We start from the raw sequence: 20,930 nt of genomic DNA, 5'->3' as shown, positions 1-20,930 counted from the left end.
ATGCTGGCACACGAGTGCCGCGTGTGCCTTATACTCCAAATTTCGTATATTTGCATCAGGTCTACGCATCCTGATCTCACCCATTAATTAAGTCAACAATGCGCATTATGTCTTTTGATTACGGAACAAAAAGAGTTGGTATAGCTGTCACCGACCCCTTGCAGATCATTGCCACAGGGCTTACTACTATCCATCCTAAAGACATTGTGGATTACCTGAAAAAATATCTGGCAGATCAGCAGGTGGAGCGTTTTATTGTAGGAGAGCCCAAACAAATGGATGGGACCGCTTCACAATCTGCGCCTCACGTCAAAGGCTTCATTACCATTCTCAAAAAGAACTTCCCCGGAATTCCGGTCGAAAAAATAGACGAACGCTTTACTTCAAAAATGGCAGCTGCCACGGTGGCACAGAGCGGGCTTAAAAAAACCGATCGTCAAAACAAGGAGCGCATTGATACCATTTCTGCCACTATCATCCTGCAGTCGTACCTGGAGAAACAGAAATTTTCATTCTAATAATGACTCAGCCCCAAAGCATCCTAAAGAAATATTTCGGTTACGACAAATTCAGGTCGCAACAGGAGGAGATCATTGAGAAGATAGTCTCAGGCAGGGACGTTCTTGTTCTTATGCCTACCGGAGGGGGAAAATCAGTCTGCTACCAGGTACCCGCATTAATGCTCGATGGTATTTGTATTGTTGTGTCTCCCCTCATTTCTCTCATGAAAGACCAGGTAGATGCGCTGAAGGCAAACGGAATTTCTGCAGCCTTCTTAAACAGCTCACAGTCATTTGACGAACAGCAAGCTATACTAGAATCATGTTATAAAAAAGAGATTGGCCTTCTATATGTCTCCCCTGAAAAGCTGATCGCCGAACTAGGTATGATCACACAGATGGCCAGGCCCTCCATGTTTGCCATCGACGAAGCGCATTGCATCTCTTCCTGGGGGCACGATTTTCGGCCGGAGTATACGCAGCTGGGCATGCTCCGCGAAAAGTTCAGCCATGTTCCCTTTGTTGCACTAACGGCTACTGCTGATAAAGTAACCAGAAGAGATATAGCGAAACAACTGAGACTAAAATCTCCTGAAGTCTTTATTTCTTCTTTCGACAGGAAAAACCTGAGCCTGGATGTCCGCACCGGAATAAAAACTAAAGAGAAGCTGCAGGAAATAGCCGAATTTATCGACCGCAGGAAAGACAGCAGCGGGATCATTTATTGCTTAAGCCGTAATAACTGCCAGGATGTTGCAGAAGCGCTGCGTAATTATGGGATAAACGCCGGTTTCTATCATGCCGGGATGAAAGCTGAACAACGAGCTAAGATCCAGGACGATTTTATCAACGATGAACTTCAGGTAGTATGTGCAACCATTGCCTTTGGAATGGGCATTGACAAATCCAACGTAAGATGGGTGATCCACTATAATCTTCCCAAGAACATCGAAGGTTATTACCAGGAGATTGGCCGCGCAGGAAGGGATGGTCTGCCCTCAGAAACCATCCTGTATTATAACTATGCTGACCTAACCATGCTGAACAAGTTCGCGGCAGAAAGCAGCCAGTCTGAGATCAACCTCGAAAAGTTAAAGCGCATGCAGCATTATGCTGAAGCAGACCACTGCCGGAGAAAGATCCTACTAAACTATTTCTCAGAAAGCCTGGAAGAGAACTGCGGAAACTGTGACGTATGCAAAAACCCCAGAAAACATTTCGATGCGACGGTACTCGTTCAAAAAGCTCTCTCAGCTATTGCCCGGATGGGTCAAAAAGAAGGGGCCTCCATGGTTATTGATGTACTGCGTGGTTCGAGAAAAGCAGAGATACTGAATGCGGGATACGATAGGATCAAAACTTACGGAGCCGGCTCTGAGATTGGGGGAATCGACTGGCAGCGCTACCTCATGCAAATGCTTAACCTGGGTATATTGGAAATGGCTTACGATGAGAACTTTGCATTGAAGATCACTCAATTGGGAAATGACATTCTTTTTGGACGGCGAAACGCCGAGCTTACCTTATTACAGCCCCTCCCTAAACCTGAAGCCAAAGCACCTCAGGCTAAAAGGACCAAAGTATCAAATCCGGATGAAGAACTATTTAACCGCCTTCGCACGTTACGAAGCCGTTTTGCAAAAGAAGAAGATGTTCCCGCCTATGCTATTTTCAGCGATGCGACTTTAATCGATATGGTTAAAGAAAAACCTTTGACAGAACAGGATATGCTCAATATATCAGGTGTCGGGGAACATAAATTCTACAGGTATGGCCAGGTGTTTCTCAATGCTATCAATAGCTTCTCTGAGGATCCGTCAAAAAACCAAAAAAGTGATACCTATCGGGATACGCTGAATTTTTTCCATCAAGGATTTACGCCCGAACAGATTGCCCAAAAAAGAGACTTGAGTCCAACCACCATTTATTCACACATTGCTCATCTGTATATACAAAACAAGATTCAAAGTTTACAATCTTACGTAAGCGAAAACGAAATAATGCAGGTGAAAGAGGCCTTTGCTCAAACAGGGGGACAGAAGGCGCTAAAGCCAATTTATGAGTATCTTAACGAACAACTGCCTTATCCCAAAATTAGGCTGGCCTTAGCTGTTCTGGAGCGCGAAATGCAACCTATCTAACTGATAATCTTTACAATAGGTTACAAAACTTGACAGCAAATTTAAAAACAGTATATTTGCGGCCATGGAACTGCTTACTGAGGGACTGCAGACCTATCTCGAGCAACACTGCGAACCAGAACCAGAGTTGCTCAGGTACATAAACCGTGAAACGCATTTAAAGGTCTCGATGCCTAGGATGCTTTCAGGGCATTACCAGGGTCGTGTCCTAACTTTCCTAAGCAAACTCAGCTCTCCCAACCGCATTTTAGAGATCGGAACCTTTACGGGTTACGCAACTTTATGCCTGGCCGAAGGCCTAACGGAAACCGGAATTCTCCACACCATTGACATCAATGCAGAACTTGAAGAAAGGGTGCGGGAATACTTCAAAAAGTCGTCATATAACGACAAGATAAAATATCACATAGGAAATGCCGTTGAAGTAATTCCGCAGCTTGATGAGGTTTTCGATATCGTTTTTATTGATGCAGACAAGAAAAATAACAACACTTATTACGATTTAGTATTTGACAAAGTAAAAAAAGGAGGGCTCATCATAGTCGACAACGTGCTATGGAGCGGTAAAATAACACTAGGAGCAAACGACAAGGATACTGAAAATATCCGGCGTTTTAATGAGAGAGTAAGTAATGACCAGCGGACAGAAAAACTAATTCTCCCTGTCCGCGATGGTTTATTCATAATCCGTAAACTGTAAAACTATGCTTAAAAATTTATTGAAAATCAGCCTCATCCTACTTATCACAGGCACAGCATCAGCACAGTCGGCAGCAGACAAGTATGTAGCATCATACAAAGAAGCAGCCATACGTACAATGAATCAGCATGGCGTACCGGCAAGTATCGTGCTGGGCATTGCTATACATGAATCAGCCAGTGGCACCAGCAGAATAGCCAAATACCTTAATAACCACTTTGGCTTGAAAGGCAAAAGCGGACCTAAACCTATTCCATCAGCTTACAAAGGATACGAAAGTGTAGATGATTGCTATGCAGATTTCGTAGCATTTCTAAAAAAGCGGGTGAACAGCCTGTTTATACATCATCCGGCAGGAGATTATAAAAAATGGGCAACAGGTATCCAACGCGGAGGTTATGCTGCCAGTAAAACCTGGGCTTCGCAGGTGATGGGTATCATCAAAAAATACAAGTTGTATGAATATGACAATGGTATACCCGAAAGTATTCGTCCGGTTGAGACAATCAAGGTTACATCAAATGAAACAACAAAGCAGTCAACTACGTACCGTGTAAAATATGGTGACACTTTGGTAGAGATTGCTGAAAAGTTTAATACTACCGTTAAAAACATCCTTTTAAAAAATAGTTTAAAAACCAGCAACCTGAGCATTGGCCAGGAATTGCAATTATAAAATTTAATGAAACGATTTATTCTGTTAGTCTGCGCCGGACTTTCAATATCCTGTACTAGCCAGAGAATTATTGCTACCGAAAAAAAAGCAACTCCTGCAAAAAAACCGCAAGGGGTGCTGATAATTAAAGGCAATAAACTTGAAAACAATTTCACAGCAACAGATTATATCGACCGTTTTAAAGACATCGCCATCGAGGAGATGAAAAAAAACGGCATCCCTGCCAGCATTACATTAGCGCAGGGCCTGCTGGAATCCGGAAACGGAAACGGCTCCCTGGCACGGGAAGCTAATAATCATTTTGGCATCAAATGCAATAGTACCTGGACCGGACCAACAATCCTCAAGGATGACGATGCTGCCAATGAATGTTTCCGGGTTTATAGCAGCCCTGAAGAATCGTACCGCGATCACTCTGAATTTTTAAAGCGTCAGCGTTATGCCGCCTTATTTGAGTTAGACAGGAATGACTATAAAGGCTGGGCCCAGGGTCTGAAAAAAGCAGGTTATGCTACTAATCCCAGGTATGCCGAACTATTGATCGATATCGTTGAACGATACGGCCTCGATCAATACGACAGAGCCGAAGTTAATCTTATAGCAAAGGTTGACCGTGAAGAAAAAGTATTACACGAAATATCGAGCGAGTCGACAATAAAGAAACAGCAGGTACCGGAAAAAGGGCCGGTAGCTATGAAGATCTATGAAGTTAAACCGGGCGACACACTTTTCGCTCTCAGTCAGCGCTTTGGTTTAACTGTTGAAGACATCAAGATATTAAACTCTATTAATGGCACTGATTTAAAACCCGGACAGCTTCTTCTTGTTTCCAAATAGTTAATGTATGTTAAATTGCAATATTGAATTGCAATAAACTTTTAGCTTTACGGGTAACTTGAAAAAAGCACTGATCCTTATATTCTTTATTTGCTGTGTTGTTGACTTGCTGGGACAGGATCGTCAGGTACAGGGAATAGTTTTTGACCGCGACAGTAAGCAGCGTCTGGCCAGAGTTTATATCTATAACCTAAGAACCCATAAAGGTTTCTATAATAATAGTAAGGGTGAATTTACCACCACAACGGCATTAAAGGGTGATACTCTCATAGCCGCCCTGCAAGGTTACCGGGTAGATACGATAACTGTTCAAAACACCAACACCCTGCTGTTCTATTTAAAACGGATAAGCATTTTATTACAGGAAGTCACGGTGAGCGACTCAGTGAAGAGTCCATCCAGCCGTCATAGAGCTAACCAGGAAGCACATAACGATATTTACCGTAAAGGAGAACCTGGAGACCTTTTCAATGTGGGTGGAACTAGCGGCTTTGGTGCCGGATTAAGTATTGATGCCTTATGGAGCCTGTTGAGCAGGGAAGGTAAAAACGCCAGATACCTCCAGGAGATCCTTGAGAGGGATTACCATGAAATGATGGTTGATTACCGCTTTAACAGGAATATTGTACGATCCGTGACGGGCTTGTCAGGCAATGATCTTGCCGACTTCATGCAGCAGTACCGTCCCTCCTATTACTTTGTTTTGGAGGCCAACGACTATGCGCTAATAGCTTATATCAAAAACACGTATAAGCAATACCTGGCTAACCCGGCGGCAAACAGGCTACCCCCTCTGGTGACGCCGGTTAAACCATGAGATGGCCGATACTTCAGGTGCCTTTTCTGCCTGCAGCAGGCATGGCGCTGTTTCCATTTATCCTGGTGAAAGAGAAAAGATTTAAAAACCATAAGTCTCTTGTCCTTCATGAAAAGATACACCTTATACAGCAGCTGGAATTACTGATCCTCCCCTTCTATATCCTCTATCTTCTAAACTATTTAGTAAACCTTTACCGCTACCGTTCGCATAAACGCGCTTATGAGGAAATTGCCTTTGAAAAGGAGGCATACTCTAATGACCTGGATCAAAAATATTTAAGCAGGAGACCCTTCTGGCATTGGCTCAAGTACTTGTAAGTCTGATAATTTACTCACAGCATTTCTCAAACACCTTAAATTTTCTTTACTTTGTGGCGTTTTTGAGCAGCACTTGCCGGCACACACAAGCTCATACCTCATCCTAAAACAAAATTATTCTGATGAAGAAACTGCCTATATTTTTTTTCCTGTTGTTTTCATCAGCAGCATTTTCACAAAAAACAGATTCAATCGCCCTGAGCGACTTAAAACTTTATCCGAAAAAAAACAGTCTGCCGGTGCGAAAGCCAGTATTGCTGCTACAGCCTGTACAGCTAGACGAAGCCAGCCTGGATCTAAAGGTTAATTATTGGAGAGAGTGGATATCTTTTGGAATTAACATGAACCAGGCAGCATTTAGTGATAACTGGAGCGGAGGAGGGGTTAACTCCATTGCTATTGGTACGCTGATCAACTATAAGACCGATTATACAAGAGGCGACAAAAGTTATATTTCGGAAGTTATCCTCCAGTATGGAAAATTAAAGAACCGGGACCAGTTACAACGAAAAACAAACGACCGCATCTTTTGGGATAACAAAGTGGCTTTGAAACTGTCTAAAAACTGGTACTTTTTTGGATCCTTAAACTTTGAATCGCAGTTTGACAAAGGTTACTCGTACAGTAAAACCAAAACCGGGGAAGAAGTTCAGACTTTAATTTCAAAGTTTATGTCTCCCGGTTATTTAACAGAGTCACTGGGTTTTGAATATAAACCAGGTAAATCTTTCTCGTTACGTATTGGTACGGGTACAGCCCGCCAAACTTTTGTGCTGGATACCGCGTTATATCGTACAAACGCAAAAAACTTTGGGGTGGAACCAGGAAAAAGAATGCGGAACGAGCTCGCCTTTCAGGTAGTTGCTAACTACGAAAAGGATATTATGGAAAATATTCATTTGAAAGCACGCTATAATATGTTTGCAAATTATGAGGACCTAACTACTACTGATAACAGGCTTGATGTAACTGTAACAGCAAAAGTTAACAGGCTGGTGAATGTTACTTTTACGGGTATCGGAATTTATGATGACGACACCAGTCTGAAAATACAAGCCAGTCAGGCCATAGCGCTGGGCTTGGTTTATAAGTTCCCGCGATGATGCGCTGAAAGAATGATGAATTGTGAATGATGAGTTATGAACCCCACTCAAATCGCAGGCCTCCATTATTTTATCTACGTTCTATAAAACTCAAAGACAAAATTTTACGTAAGTTTGCAGGCTCTAAAAAAGCATAATTGATATGTTTGAAAATTTACAGGATAAACTCGACAGGGCATTTAAAGTTCTGAAGGGACAAGGCTCTATTACAGAAATAAACGTGGCTGAAACCATGAAGGAAATTAGAAAAGCCCTTCTGGATGCCGACGTAAATTATAAAACAGCAAAAGCATTTACTGATGAGGTAAAGCAAAAAGCCCTTGGTGAAAATGTACTTACATCCGTTTCTCCGGGCCAGTTACTTACCAAGATCATGAATGACGAACTCACCCAGTTAATGGGTGGCTCAGTTACTGAAATTGCCTTTCCTGAAAACCCAACCGTTATTCTTATTGCAGGTCTAAACGGTGCCGGTAAAACAACTTTCAGCGGTAAACTCGCTAACTTCCTTAAAACAAAAAAGGGGAAAAAAGTGCTGCTTGTTGCTGGCGACGTTTACCGTCCCGCAGCGATTGATCAGCTCCAGGTTTTGGGTGAGCAGATCGGAGTTCCGGTCTATGCCAATTTAGAATCAAAAGATCCTGTTGCCATTGCAGAAGAAGGTATTGCACAGGCGAAAAAGAACGGACAAACCGTTGTCATTGTCGATACAGCAGGTCGTCTGGCTATCGATGAGGAAATGATGAACGAAATAGCTGCGGTTAAACAAAGCACCAAGCCTCATGAAATCCTGTTTGTGGTCGATTCAATGACAGGTCAGGATGCCGTGAATACAGCGAAAGCGTTTAACGACAGACTTGACTTTTCGGGTGTGGTATTAACCAAGCTTGATGGTGATACCCGTGGTGGAGCTGCTCTATCCATTAAATCTGTTGTAGATAAACCTATTAAGTTTATTGGTACCGGTGAGAAGATGGAAGCACTTGACGTGTTCTATCCTGATCGTATGGCATCACGTATCCTCGGCATGGGTGACGTAGTCTCCCTCGTGGAACGCGCGCAACAACAGTTCGACGAAAAACAGGCTGCAGAACTACAGAAAAAGATAAGGAAGAACAAGTTTGACTTCAACGACTTTATCGGGCAGATCCAGCAGATCAAAAAGATGGGTAATATGAAGGACCTTATGGGAATGATCCCGGGCGTAGGCAAAGCCATTAAGGATGTAGATATCGATGATAACGCTTTTAAACCTATCGAGGCCATCATTCAGTCAATGACCCCTTTTGAACGCGAAAATCCCGATTCGATCAACCAGAGCCGCAGAACCCGTATAGCAAAAGGATCGGGAACAGACCTCGCGGAAGTAAACAAACTGATCAAACAGTTTGAAGATATGCGTAAAGTGATGAAACAGTTCAGCAACCCGGCACAAATGGCCAAAATGATGAAGGGTATGCCTAAAATGCCTTTCGGCGGAAAGATGTAATAACTCTCTGATGTAAAAAGCCGGTGCACAAACAAGCCCGGCTTTTTTTATATCTTGTACGGTAAAACCATCCTTAAATACCCATTTGTAAGTATTGTCCCGACAAAGTGTTTTTCGTTTATTTGCTTCGTTTCAAGCAGATACGATGGTCTCGTTAATAGTGCTTGTCGGTCGCTCTGCCGCTGGATATGATTAAATTTATTAGTGCTTTTTTCTCCCTCATTTTCTTTTCGATAATTACAAATGCTCAACAAGCAGTTACACTTGAAGGGTATATATTTGAAGAAGGTAAGGATATTCCAGTTGTAGGTGCAAGTTTATCGACGTTGAACTCCCACACAAAAACAGATGACTCTGGTTACTACGCTCTAACCCTTCCTGCTGGAAGTTATAAAATAGTTATTACCGATGTAAGACATGATACATTGTTGGTCCATCTGGATATACCAACAAATACCAAACGAGATTTCGGTTTAAAACTCCGCTCTTCGACCTTACAAGAAGTACGTGTTAACAGCGTTGCTAAAAATGATCTGACCAAGAGTATTTCACCAAATGTGCAGGTGCTGTCAAAGCAAGACCTGGAGAAAGTACCTGGTTTTCTTGGCCAGGCAGATCCTATCAAGGCACTCCAGACCCTGCCGGGGACCGGCAAGGGTGGTGAAGGTAATTCTGGCATGTATGTCAGGGGAGGCACGTCTGGTCAAAACCTTACTTTGTTTAACGATGCCGTAATCTACAATCCCTCACATCTCATGGGCTTTTTTTCCGTGTTTAATAGTGCAGCCGTTGATGAAGTTAAATTATATAAATCAGGGATTCCATCTGAATTTGGGGGACGACTATCGTCAATAATCGAGGTAAGCAGTAGTAAGAGAATTGTTGACTCATTAAAAGTTGAAGGAGATGTAAGTTTAATTGCGGCAACCACACATCTTGCCATTCCAGTATCAAAAAATTGGTCGATTTCTGCTTCTGCCAGGAAAACCTTCATGAATGCTTCCATATGGCCTGCCCTTGAGAAGCTGAATCTGGGTTCGAGTATCTTCAAAAAGTTAAGATATGATTTCTATGATCTGAATTTCAATTCGAACTCCCGGCTCTCAAAAAAGAATTTTTTATTCTTATCGGTCTATTATGGGGGAGATGATTTTGGGTTTGGACTAGGCCGGTTTAATATAAGCAACAACATGAACTGGAATAACTTAGCGACCTCCGGTTCCTGGAAAAGAATAATCAGTGATAAAGTTATACTAAATACAACGGCGAGCTACAGCCAGTATAATTTTGATTTCGGCATGGCCCAGGATAAATATCAGGCAGCTGTAGCTTCGCAAATAAAAGATAAGAATCTTAAGAGTTTTCTCAATGTATATTTAAAGAATAACACTCTTAAAGCCGGAATCCAATACATCCATCATAATTTTAAACCCAACACTCCTTTTGTAAATTCATCCGGTGTAGAATATGACTTTGGAACGCCCAACACTTACTATTCGGATGAAAGTTCCATCTTCCTAAGTGATGAAATAACATTTTCAAGTAAGCTTTCAGGATATGTAGGAGCACGCATGACAATGTACAGGCATAAAGGCCCATACACTTTAGCTTCAGAAGACGATACTAAAGTAAATTATGCCAAAAACAAAATTGTTTCGACTTATACCTACGTGGAACCTTCACTTACTTTAAGATATACCTTAAACTCCAGCAGCTCCGTTAAATTAGCTTACTCTAGCAATACTCAACCTGTACATCTTGTATCGGTAACGGCGGTTAACTTCCCTGCAGATTTTTGGATGCCTTCTTTAAAAGGAATATCTCCGGAAAAGGGTCACCAGGCTTCAGTTGGATACTTTAAGAACTTTAAGCAAAACACTTATGAATCCTACGTTGACTTGTATTACAAAAAAATGGACGGTCTTACGGAGTTTTCCGGGGGTATTATGAATTTATTAGACAACCTGAAAATTGAGGATCATCTCGTCGTCGGCTCCGGGGCTGCATATGGTCTTGAACTTTATCTCAAAAAGAAGACTGGCAGAATCACCGGCTGGATGGGCTATACTATCTCTAAAAGCGACCGTACCTTTGCATTGCTTAACAACGGGGCAACTTTCCCAGCGAAGTACGATAGAAGACACGATGTGTCTTTCTTAGCTGCTTACCACTTGAACCCTAAATGGAGTCTTTCATTTTCATTTACCTATGCTACCGGAAACGCATACACTAAGCCGGTAGGTCGTTATCTGCTTTCCGGTAATATTGTAAACGAATATGGTTCTTATAATGGGGCTCGTATACCGGCTTACCACAGGGCGGACGTCGCGGCTACTCATAAATTAAAAAGTACTGCACGGACCGAAAGTTCATTATCTTTCTCCGTTTACAATCTCTACAACCGTCAAAATCCAGCCTATGTATTCTTTCTGGCAGAAGGAGATTTAACAAAGTACTCCGTATCTGTTCAACCAAAATCAGTGGCTATCCTACCATTTCTGCCTTCGGTCACTTATAAATTTTCATTTAGATAGTTATGAAAATTAAACCAATCTTGATTTTATTATTCCTTATTAATGGCCAGTTACTTAGCTGTAAGAAAGAAGAAGATGCAGCTAAAAGGTATGAACCCAAGTTTGCGGTAGAGGGCTGGATTGAGAATGAAGGCTATCCGAACGTAATACTTACCCGTAATGTTCCTTTCTTTTCGGAACTTGATTCGGCGCAATTTGCAAATGTGGTACTTCGCTGGGCGAAAGTTACCGTCAGCGACGGAGAAACGTCCGAAATACTTACCTCCCGTAAGGATGATAACTATTTCCCTTCCTACATCTATAAAGGATCAAAAATCAAGGGGGAGGAAGGAAAAACGTATACATTAACCATTGAATACCTCGATACGGTACTTACTTCCACAACAATGATTCCCAAGCCCGTTCCTCTTGACAGCGTATGGTTTGAAGGGAAAAATGATACCCTGGCTCAGCTCAACATCAGGTTCCAGGATCCATTAGAAAAGAACTACTATAAGATTTACACCAAAACCAGCTTAGATAAGCGTTATATTCCTACACTCTTGTCCAACCATGATGATAAATTCTTTAATGGGAAGGAATACACCTTGCAAATAAATAGAGGTGCAGAGAACAATCTTTCTATAAAAAAGGAACCTTACTTTAAAATAAACGAAGAGATTTTCGTCAAGATCTCGACTATCCCTAAAAGCGGGTTTGATTTCTGGAACAGCTTTCAAAATGAAGTCTTAAATTCCTCTAATCCGCTGATTGGTTCTACGGGGAAGATAATGTCTAATATTCAGGGACCAGGTTTAGGGGTTTGGTGCGGGTATGGCTCTTACATTTATAAAATAAAAGTAAGTCCTTAAAAGAGAAAAGAGGCCCAGACCTGAACCTCCTTTCTTTTTTTGAAAGTCTAATATTTAATTCTGATTAAAACTTATCTCCTAATTCTTCTAATTCGTCAATTAAGCTCCCGAAGCCATTGTCGAAGAAAGAATCGAACGCCAGTGGTGTTCCGTCTTTAAACACTAAACGAGGTTCAAGGAAGGTATCAGTATAGCAATATCTTTCGGTAGTCTGACCATTAAAATACTCATAGCAATTAGGACCATCGCTATATCCTTCAAATACTAATTTAGCAATAGCTTTATTATCATCTTTGTTAATGGCAACGAATCTAGAATTTGCATTGAAAGCCTCTGCTTCTAATTTAATAGTGACCGATTCGTCCTGGTTATAGTTAATAGCATCGTTAGCTTCTCTGATCTTTTTAATGTCAACCTGGCCTACAAGCTGGATGTTCATTATCTCAAAGGTGGCGTTCGCATTTTTCACAAAAGAATCAATATCGTCTATATCTTCGGCTCCACCTATACTCATATTACCATTTGCACTTGCACTGAAACTGATTAAAGTTTCGTTGCCCTTTTTCACTGAAAGACTTGTGTTTGCTTCTGAAACTGTATTTGATACATGTGTTTCAAATGTAAAGCTTCCTAGTCTTAAAGTAACATCGGCTTTTGAAGGCGTTCCATCAGCTTTATATTCATAAGTAGAAGTTAGCTTCACTTCCTCATTGTTATCGGCAACCAGAGTCGCTGATATTGATGTAGGTAATTCGAACGTTTCGCCATCAACGGTTGTAGTAGCACCGGAGGTAGCATAAGTAAAGGTTAATTTTGCACTTGTTGCACTACTGTTTGGGGAAGAAGGGAAAATAAACTCTAATTTTGAGTTTGAAGCCGTTTTATCCCAATCGCCGGTAGTTTTGTTGTATGCATAAACTCCATAAAGCTCACTAAGTCTGCTTGTTTCTGGAGCTACAGTTGCTAGAGCATTAAAAACACCTTTCAGGTTTCTCGTTTGTGCCGCCTCGTTAATTGCTAAAATACTAGAAACGGAACCTTCGTCATTCAAACCAACATTAAGAGTCGATAAATAATCTAATACGTCTACAAATTTTTCATCAGGAAGGCTGTTAATTTTTTCTACAAAATCGATTCCCGCTTTTTCCAGGTTCTGTTTATGCTGGTTTACTTCTAAATCCGAGAACTCAATCTCGCCTTCAGGAATTTGCTCATCCTCTGATGGGGAACTTTTTTTACAAGCTGTAAAGGCTAGCAAAAAGACAGTAATTGCATAAAATAAATGTTTCTTCATCTTCATCATATAGTTAAGGTGGCAAAGGTAGTATTTACAGGAGCGAATAAAATACCCACTTTTGGGTATTTTGCTCTGGATGGGGAATCTGAAATGCAGGGCACCTCTGCGAGGGTCTCGGTTATAAAGCAAAAAAATAGAGAATATTCCCCGAACGTAGGATATACCACAAAGCCGGTGCAAGCACCAGCTTTTGTGGTATAGGTCATATTAATTAGTTAACTTTTTTAAAGGTTTCTTCAATAACCTCCCGGCTTCCGTCTTCATCTTTATCTTCGTACTCTGTTACCAACTCTGTCGAGGTTAATTTTTTAATTTTGATCTCATATTCACTACTACTTGATCCGCCAATCTCACTAGCAATTATCTTGTCTCCTTCTACTTTATAATTCTCAGCATACAAGCCACCATCATAGATAATTCTATTATCTGTTACTTGAATTCTATCCTCTGAATCGTAATCGGTATAGGTCTCCTGTTCCGATTGCTTGCCTTGTGCATCGTAAAACGTCTCCACCACCTTGGTTTTTTGCCATGTTCCTTTGAGAGCTGCCATATCAATTTCTGCATCGTCATCTTTTTTACAAGATGTAAAGCCGACACTTACTGCGACAAAGAGCACTGCTAAAAATTTAAAGTTTTTCATGTTTAATTGATTACTAGTTAAGTTAATGATCAGATTATTAACATGCAAAGTTAGATCGCCTAATCGCTTCCACAATACCGGAAAGTAGGTATATTTTTCTCGCATTGGAGCCGGGTAGGTTTGTTCGCACCTGATATTTACAGTAGTTCTACCAACTGCTCCAATTTCATCCCCCTTGACCCCTTAATCAATATCGTTGCATCCCGGAAAGGGGCCTTTTTGAAAGCTTCTGCAGCTTCTTCCGTTGTTTCAAAGAACAAAGCATCGAAGCCGGATCTGTTTTCATAAAACTGTTTTCCGATAAAAATCCTTTGAGAAGCATCGGTCTGAAAAGCTTTTTCTAAAACAGCCAGATGTTCCTGTGCAGATTCCTCACCTAGCTCAAACATATCTCCAACGATTAAAACCTTGTGCTTTGCCTCTATACCGGAAAAATTATCCAGCGCAACCGACATACTACTAGGATTGGCATTGTAGTAATCACAAACTAACGTGTTCAGTGCAGTTCTGGTTATCTGTGAACGGTTATTTCCAGGCTGGTAAGATTCAATCCCTTTGTTGATTTCTTCGGCACTCAATCCAAAATGTAAGCCCATGCTAACAGCAGCCAATATATTTTCAAGATTGTAGGCGCCGGTCAAATTCGTTTTAACAATACGGACCACTGCGTCCGTTCTCCACTCTACTGTTAACAAGGGACTGTTTTCTACAATTCTCCCATTAACCAGGCCGCTATCGTCCCCACCATAATATATCACATCTTTGAGCTGTCGTGACAAACTCATTCCCATCAAATGGTCGTTAGCAGCATTTATGAAAGCGATCCCTCCGGAGTCTTTGAGGAAATCGTATAACTCACCTTTACCCTTTTTTACACCCTCGAAGCCACCAAAGCCTTCAAGATGTGCCTTTCCCACATTGGTGATCATGCCGTGTGTAGGCTCGGCAATACTGCATAGAAAGCCAATTTCCTTCTGGTGATTCGCTCCCATTTCAACAATAGCTATTTCAACATCATGTGTTATTGAGAGCAGGGTAAGGGGAACCCCAATATGATTATTCAGGTTTCCCTGGGTTGCATAAGTTTTGAACTTCTGTGAAAAAACAGCGTTTAAAAGCTCTTTGGTGGTGGTTTTACCATTGGTGCCCGTAATGCCGATGAAAGGAATCGCCAATTGCCTGCGATGGTAACGTGCCAGGTCTTGCAGGGTAACTAACACATCGTCAACAAGAATATAACGGTCATCTTTCTGATACGCAGCATTATCTATAACAGCATAAGCTGCGCCTGCTTCAATGGCCTTTTCTGCGAATTTATTACCGTCGAAACTCTCTCCTTTTAAAGCAAAAAACAAACATTCCCTGCTAATCTTGCGTGTATCTGTACATACATGCGGGAACTTTGAATATACTTTGTAAATGGCCTCTATAGTCATGGAAAAAAATTGTGTAATAATACAAACTTTAGAAACACCCAACCAAGTGGAAGATTATTAATTTTTGAATGTAATTCAAAATGGTGATCCTCCTTAAAAAAAATTGAATAAATTTATCAGAGGCAAGCCGGGAATAATTACACTTACGGCAATGCTCCCTTTACTATCCTTAAAAAACAATGTATGCTAAAAAAAATGCTGGCCTTTGTTTTCATTCTTTCATATCTGTTGAATAATACAGCACAGGCTCAGCTCAAATCACCAGCCGAATTTCTTGGATATAAAACAGGTACGAAATTTACCCCACATTATAAAATAGTCAATTACCTCCAATACCTCAGCTCTGCTTCCGGGAACATCAAACTACATCAATACGGCAGGACTTATGAAGACCGTCCCTTATTTTTAGCCTTCATAGGTTCCCAGGAAAATATTAAAAACCTGGAAAGTATCCGTCAGAATAATTTGACATTAAGTGGTATGAAAGCGGGCAAAGCAAAGCCGGGACAGCCTGTCATCATCTGGTTGAGCTACAGCGTTCACGGCAATGAAGCGTCTTCCAGCGAAGCAGCGTTGGAAACCATTTATCACCTGCTTAATCCCTTAAACGACGACGCTCAACTCTGGCTGAAAAATGCTGTGGTAATTATCGACCCTTGCATGAATCCCGACGGCAGAGAGAGGTATGTGAATTTCTACAATTCAGTTAAGAATATCACTCCGGACGCTCATCCATTTACCCGTGAGCATAAAGAACCCTGGCCTGGAGGACGTACCAATCACTACTATGCAGACCTGAACAGGGATTGGGCATGGCAATCGCAAATTGAAACCCAGCAGCGAATGGAGGTATATAACAAATGGCTCCCTCAAGTGCATATCGACTTCCATGAACAGGGGATCAACGAGCCATACTATTTCGCCCCTGCCGCCGAGCCTCTTCATCAGGATATCACGAAATGGCAGCGCGATTTCCAGGTAGTGATCGGAAAGAACAACGCCAGGTACTTTGACAAAAATGGATGGTTATATTTTACTAAAGAAAGATTCGATCTGCTGTATCCCTCGTACGGGGATACTTATCCCATTTATAACGGCGCTATTGGTATGACCTACGAGCAAGGCGGGTCAGGCAGAGCAGGTCTTGCGGTGGTAAATCATGAAGGAAACTTACTGACCCTTCAGGACCGTATTCTGCATCACCATACTTCCGCGCTGGCTACGATTGAGATTACCTCGACGCACGCCAGCCAGGTCATTGCTGAATACAGCAATTATTTCAATAACAGTCAGTCAAAGCCCTCGGGCGACTATAAATCATATATTATCAGGGACAGTAATCCTGAAAAGCTTAGGGTGCTTTCCGCTTTGTTAAAAAGGAATGGCATCCAGTATGGCTTTGGCGTTTCGAAAAAAGTCAGGGCTTTCAACTATTTCACCGGTAAAAATGAAGGGGTAGAGGTGCATCCGGCAGACCTGGTCATCAGCTCCTATCAGCCGAAGTCAGTTCTTCTAAAGGTTCTTTTTGAGCCTGCAACTTATATTTCTGATTCAATAACCTATGATGTCACGGCTTGGGCAATCCCCTATGCTCATGGTTTGCAGTCATACGCAACAAAATCTATTTTAAAACCTTTGCCAAATTATGCCGCAGCGAGTGCTCCCATCCTCAAACCTGCAAAATCCATAGCTTATGCATCAAACTGGAATTCGCTGGCCGACGTTAAATTCCTGGCAGCCCTCTTAAAAAACAACATAAACGTTCGGTACTCCGAAGTGGCTTTTAACCTTGTTGGAAAACCTATGAACCCCGGCTCGCTGATCATCACCAGGACAGGAAACGAAAGACTGACAGGCGACTTTGATAAAGTTGTGACAGACATCGCCCGAAAGGAGGGTGTGAGTCTACAGTCTATTCAGTCGGGGCTCGCAGACAAGGGCCCCGATCTGGGGTCTTCGAAAATACGTTATATGCAGAAACCCAAAATTGCAGTATTAAGCGGTGAAGGGACTTCAGCAACAAGCTTTGGGGAAGTCTGGCATTTTTTTGAACAGCAGGTACATTTCTCTGCTTCCATTATAAATGCCAGTGATCTCGACGAGGTAAATTTGTATGAATTTAATGTAATCATCCTACCTGACGGCAGCTATAGAGAGCTACCGGTGGAAAAATTAAGTGCATGGATAAATGAGGGTGGAAAACTTATCGCCATGCAAAACGCTATTTCGTCATTAGCAGGGAAAAGAGGCTTTTCCATCCGGCTAAAAGAAGATAAGAATCTCCAGGACGACCAGGCACTGAAAAGCATCACCCCTTATGCACAAAGAGAAAGGGAAGCAGTCAAAAGTAACATACCAGGAGCCATTTATAAGGTAGATCTGGACAATACACATCCCCTCGCGTTTGGTTATCCCAAGTTCTACTATACCATAAAACTTGATGATAAAATTTACCAGCTCTTAAACGGCGGATGGAATGTTGGAGTATTAAAAGATGACGCTTACGTAAGCGGGTTCGCAGGCGCCAAAACGAGAGAAAAATTGGTAAATGGCTTATTGTTCGGTGTTCAGGAAATAGGAAAAGGTTCTGTAGTCTATCTGGCAGAAAACCCTTTGTTCAGAGGTTTTTGGGAAAATGGTAAATTGCTTTTCAGTAATGCGATATTTATGGTGGGAGAATAAGTTCCCGCAGACTTAAAGCCTGCAGGAGCTAAAATTCTCTACTTCTTCTGTTCTGGCAGCAGAATAAACTTAATAAAGTTATTCCCGCTCAAATATTTATTCGCTGACTGCTTTATATTTTCTTTGTTAAGCGCTTTTAACGAATCCACATAACCCAGCACAGCTTTGGGATCTTCGTTACTTTGGTATTGGCCGCTCAAATAATCAAGCCAAAAAGAATTATCCTTCAACTGCGTTTCTGTGATACGTTTTTGTTCAGCGACAAACTTTTCTATATCTACCGGCTGCGGGCCATTCTTCTTTACCTTATTAATCTCGTCCATAGTAGCAGCAATCAACTTGTCTATATTTTCGGGAGCACAACCAAAGGAAACCACAAATGTATAGCGATTCCTCGGTTCCTTCGAATAGCTCATCATAGCACGCGGACTATAAACACCACTTTCTTCCTCCCTTAAACGCTCAATCAGCTTGATTTGTAAAACCTCTCCCAACGCCTCCAGCTGATTATTATTCGTTTCATTATAAACATAATCACCGTTCATTAACAATCTTACGCTTGCCTTATCTTCCTTACCTTTGTAAACTGATTTACTGATCTTTCCTGAGGGAGGATAGATCCCAAGGTCTTTCGCCTGCTCCTTCCGCGATAGCGAAGGCAGCGAACCCAGGTATTGTTCAAGTAATGGCTTTATTTCGTCAGTTTTAAAGCTTCCCACAAAAGTGAACGTAAAATCGCTGGCATCTGCAAACCGCTCCTTGTAAATAGCATAGGCCCTGTCCAGGTTGATCTGCTCGATCTTAGAGATACTTGGCCCAGTTCTGCGTACATTATAACGTCCCAAAACAGCGGATATCGTGTCGGAAAACACACTATTGGGATCATCTTCCCTGTTAGCCAGAGCTCCCCTGGCTTGTGAGATATGAGCCTGGTAAATATCCTGATCCTTACGTGGCTGTGTAAAGTAAAGATATGTTAACTGCAATGCCGTTTCTATATCTGCTGGTGCCGCAAATCCAGACATGCCCTCACTTCGTTCACCGATATAAGGACCCACCGACACCCTTTTACCGGTAAGAAGTTTCGGAAGCTGGATTGCATTGAATTCACCAACGCCACTTCTAGAAATAATTGATGATGCGTTCGACGCCGACTGATAATCCGCATCGCTATATAACGAAGTTCCTCCCGCGCTATACGCATTAAAACGGATCTCATCATTTTTAAAGTCTGTAGGCTTCAATATAACGCGCACACCATTACTCAGTGTGAGTTCAGTAACACCAATTTCAGCTATATTTTTCTCTGCAGTAATTTTACCCGGTGCTGGCTTAGCAGCTAACAAGGGCTTGTCTGAAACCTGATCTACATAAGCAGTAATTTCCGACTGGTTTACACTTTGTATCCAGGCGGAGACCATCTCCTCTGAGGGTAATTTAGAAGCCTCTTTCTCAGGAGCCATAATGATGACGTCCCGGTTGGTATCTTTAAGGTACTGTTTTGCCAGAGCATTCACTTCCTCAAGCCCTATTCCAGGAACCTTGTCCTTTGAAAATTTGTATTCAAATGCAATACCAGGGCTCGCTTCGCCCTCTAAGAACAGCCTTAGATATTCCTGCACATAAGTTTGAGAAGATGTTTTATCTCTTTCTTTATATGCGGCCTCCATAGCAGTAAGGTAAGATTTCTTGGCCCTGTCAAGCTCTGTTTGGGTAAAACCAAAGCGCTTCACTCTTTCAGTTTCGGTAAGCACGGCTTTAAATCCCTTCTCAAACTCGCCCTCGCCTGGTTTCGCAACTACAACGGCTGATGCAACGTCTAAACCGGCCAGGAAGCCCCCGATACTACTTCCACCCTGCAAAAACGGAGGGTTCGCCTGTTTACTTAACTCGCTAAACCGGGCTCCCATCATTTGATTATACAAGGACCGGATGATACTATTGCGCATATCCATTTTCGTTTTCACCACCGTTTCGGGGTGCTTCACCAAGACCTGCGCAACAGTATAAGGCATCTCAGCATCAGTAACCGCAATAAATTGGTTTTTATTCAGCAATGGTATCTTGTATTCGGTCCGATCCTTTAGATTCTCAGGCATCTTAAGATCGGAAAACTTAGATATGATCGTTTGCTCCACTTGCTTCACATCAATATCGCCAACCACAATTAAAGCCTGCAGATCGGGCCTGTACCAATCTTTGTAAAACTGGCGGAGCGTTTCAGGCTTGAATGTTTTCAATACCTCTTCGGTACCGATAGGCAAGCGGTTGGAGTATCTGGAATTGTTAAATAAAAGAGGCAGATATTTGTTCTGCATCCTTTCCTGGGCTCCCTTTCCTAAACGCTTTTCTTCAAGCACAACGCCTCTCTCTTTTTCAATTTCTACAGGGTCCAGACTCGCATCCTGTGCCCAGTCGCGCATAATCTGCATGGTATTTTTCAATAACAGTGTATCATCCGTTGGGACGGGAAGCTGGTACACGGTCTGATCGAAGCTGGTGTAGGCATTCAAATCAGCTCCAAATCGGATACCCGATTTCTGGAGGTAATCTACAAGCTCATTCTTTGGAAAATTTTTCGTGCCGTTAAAGCTCATGTGTTCCATGAAATGCGCCAGGCCCTGCTGATCGTCATTTTCAAGGATAGAACCCACCTTAATCGCAAGATATAACTGCGCCCGGTTCTTCGGTTCTACGTTCCTTCTGATGTAGTAAGTGAAACCATTGGGCAGCTTTCCGGTCACTATCGCAGTATCCTGTGGAATCGAATCCGACTCTGCGGGAATGCCGGCTACCGGCGATGCTATAGGCTTATTGACACTGCATGAACCATTTAATAGCGCCGCTATTAATGAGCAATAAATAAGACTTTTAAAAGTTAGAATCTTCATTGTTCAGATGATA

Annotated in this window: 17 protein-coding genes; 13 read left to right on the top strand and 4 right to left on the bottom strand. The window is 42.0% G+C overall.

All coding sequences use genetic code 11. From position 1 onward, the window contains the following. Positions 1-98: 98 nt before the first annotated feature. From ruvX to J3P37_RS10280, 11 genes are all read left to right on the top strand, one after another. The gene (gene ruvX / locus J3P37_RS10330; protein ID WP_256011032.1) at positions 99-518 is read left to right on the top strand and encodes a Holliday junction resolvase RuvX; all 420 of its coding nucleotides are present in this window, start codon (positions 99-101) and stop codon (positions 516-518) included. 2 nt (positions 519-520) lie between these two features. Then, complete coding sequence (gene recQ / locus J3P37_RS10325) at positions 521-2,641, top strand: DNA helicase RecQ (RefSeq protein WP_256011031.1); 2,121 nt, start codon at positions 521-523, stop codon at positions 2,639-2,641. A gap of 64 nt (positions 2,642-2,705) precedes the next feature. After that, a complete protein-coding gene (locus tag J3P37_RS10320) occupies positions 2,706-3,341 on the top strand; it encodes an O-methyltransferase (protein ID WP_256011030.1) in 636 nt (211 codons plus the stop codon). Between the two features lie 4 nt (positions 3,342-3,345). Beyond that, entirely contained in the window at positions 3,346-4,017 is a 672-nt protein-coding gene (locus J3P37_RS10315; RefSeq protein ID WP_256011029.1) for a glucosaminidase domain and LysM peptidoglycan-binding domain-containing protein, read from the top strand. A gap of 6 nt (positions 4,018-4,023) precedes the next feature. Continuing rightward, a complete protein-coding gene (locus J3P37_RS10310; RefSeq protein WP_256011028.1) occupies positions 4,024-4,854 on the top strand; it encodes a glucosaminidase domain-containing protein in 831 nt (276 codons plus the stop codon). Between the two features lie 58 nt (positions 4,855-4,912). Then, entirely contained in the window at positions 4,913-5,671 is a 759-nt protein-coding gene (locus J3P37_RS10305; RefSeq protein WP_256011027.1) for a carboxypeptidase-like regulatory domain-containing protein, read from the top strand. Further along, positions 5,668-5,991, top strand: a complete 324-nt coding sequence (locus J3P37_RS10300) for a hypothetical protein (RefSeq protein ID WP_256011026.1) — start codon at positions 5,668-5,670, stop codon at positions 5,989-5,991. The genes J3P37_RS10305 and J3P37_RS10300 overlap by 4 nt, the downstream gene beginning before the upstream one ends. 122 nt (positions 5,992-6,113) lie before the next feature. Next, positions 6,114-7,094, top strand: coding sequence for a DUF3078 domain-containing protein (locus tag J3P37_RS10295; protein WP_256011025.1), 981 nt, complete (start codon positions 6,114-6,116; stop codon positions 7,092-7,094). Positions 7,095-7,236: 142 nt separating this feature from the next. Further along, on the top strand, positions 7,237-8,583 hold the full coding sequence (gene ffh / locus J3P37_RS10290) for a signal recognition particle protein (protein WP_256011024.1): 1,347 nt from the start codon (positions 7,237-7,239) through the stop codon (positions 8,581-8,583). 188 nt (positions 8,584-8,771) lie between these two features. Further along, a complete protein-coding gene (locus tag J3P37_RS10285) occupies positions 8,772-11,117 on the top strand; it encodes a TonB-dependent receptor (RefSeq protein ID WP_256011023.1) in 2,346 nt (781 codons plus the stop codon). A gap of 2 nt (positions 11,118-11,119) precedes the next feature. Continuing rightward, a complete protein-coding gene (locus J3P37_RS10280; protein ID WP_256011022.1) occupies positions 11,120-11,968 on the top strand; it encodes a DUF4249 domain-containing protein in 849 nt (282 codons plus the stop codon). 64 nt (positions 11,969-12,032) lie between these two features. Here the strand turns inward: J3P37_RS10280 and J3P37_RS10275 are convergent, their stop codons facing one another. Continuing rightward, positions 12,033-13,262, bottom strand: coding sequence for a hypothetical protein (locus tag J3P37_RS10275; protein ID WP_256011021.1), 1,230 nt, complete (start codon positions 13,260-13,262; stop codon positions 12,033-12,035). Here J3P37_RS10275 and J3P37_RS10270 point away from each other — a divergent pair. Beyond that, positions 13,251-13,466, top strand: coding sequence for a hypothetical protein (locus tag J3P37_RS10270; protein WP_256011020.1), 216 nt, complete (start codon positions 13,251-13,253; stop codon positions 13,464-13,466). The genes J3P37_RS10275 and J3P37_RS10270 overlap by 12 nt on opposite strands. A gap of 10 nt (positions 13,467-13,476) precedes the next feature. Here the strand turns inward: J3P37_RS10270 and J3P37_RS10265 are convergent, their stop codons facing one another. Beyond that, complete coding sequence (locus J3P37_RS10265) at positions 13,477-13,908, bottom strand: hypothetical protein (protein WP_256011019.1); 432 nt, start codon at positions 13,906-13,908, stop codon at positions 13,477-13,479. A 137-nt stretch (positions 13,909-14,045) separates the two neighbouring features. Continuing rightward, positions 14,046-15,344 carry a UDP-N-acetylmuramoyl-tripeptide--D-alanyl-D-alanine ligase gene (locus tag J3P37_RS10260; RefSeq protein ID WP_256011018.1) on the bottom strand — a complete coding sequence of 433 codons (1,299 nt, stop codon included), beginning with the start codon at positions 15,342-15,344 and terminating at the stop codon, positions 14,046-14,048. A gap of 183 nt (positions 15,345-15,527) precedes the next feature. On the opposite strand from J3P37_RS10260, the gene J3P37_RS10255 reads away from it, so the two are divergent. Continuing rightward, positions 15,528-18,026: a M14 metallopeptidase family protein gene (locus J3P37_RS10255; RefSeq protein ID WP_256011017.1), complete on the top strand. Its 2,499-nt coding sequence runs from the start codon at positions 15,528-15,530 to the stop codon at positions 18,024-18,026. A gap of 38 nt (positions 18,027-18,064) precedes the next feature. Here the strand turns inward: J3P37_RS10255 and J3P37_RS10250 are convergent, their stop codons facing one another. Then, positions 18,065-20,917, bottom strand: coding sequence for a M16 family metallopeptidase (locus J3P37_RS10250; RefSeq protein WP_256011016.1), 2,853 nt, complete (start codon positions 20,915-20,917; stop codon positions 18,065-18,067). Between the last annotated feature and the right edge of the window lie 13 nt (positions 20,918-20,930).

Origin of the sequence: Desertivirga xinjiangensis (assembly GCF_024436435.1) — a bacterium.
Lineage (GTDB): Bacteria > Bacteroidota > Bacteroidia > Sphingobacteriales > Sphingobacteriaceae > Desertivirga > Desertivirga xinjiangensis.
Note: the sequence above shows the minus strand (reverse complement) of the source record. Positions and strands in the feature narration are given on the sequence as shown.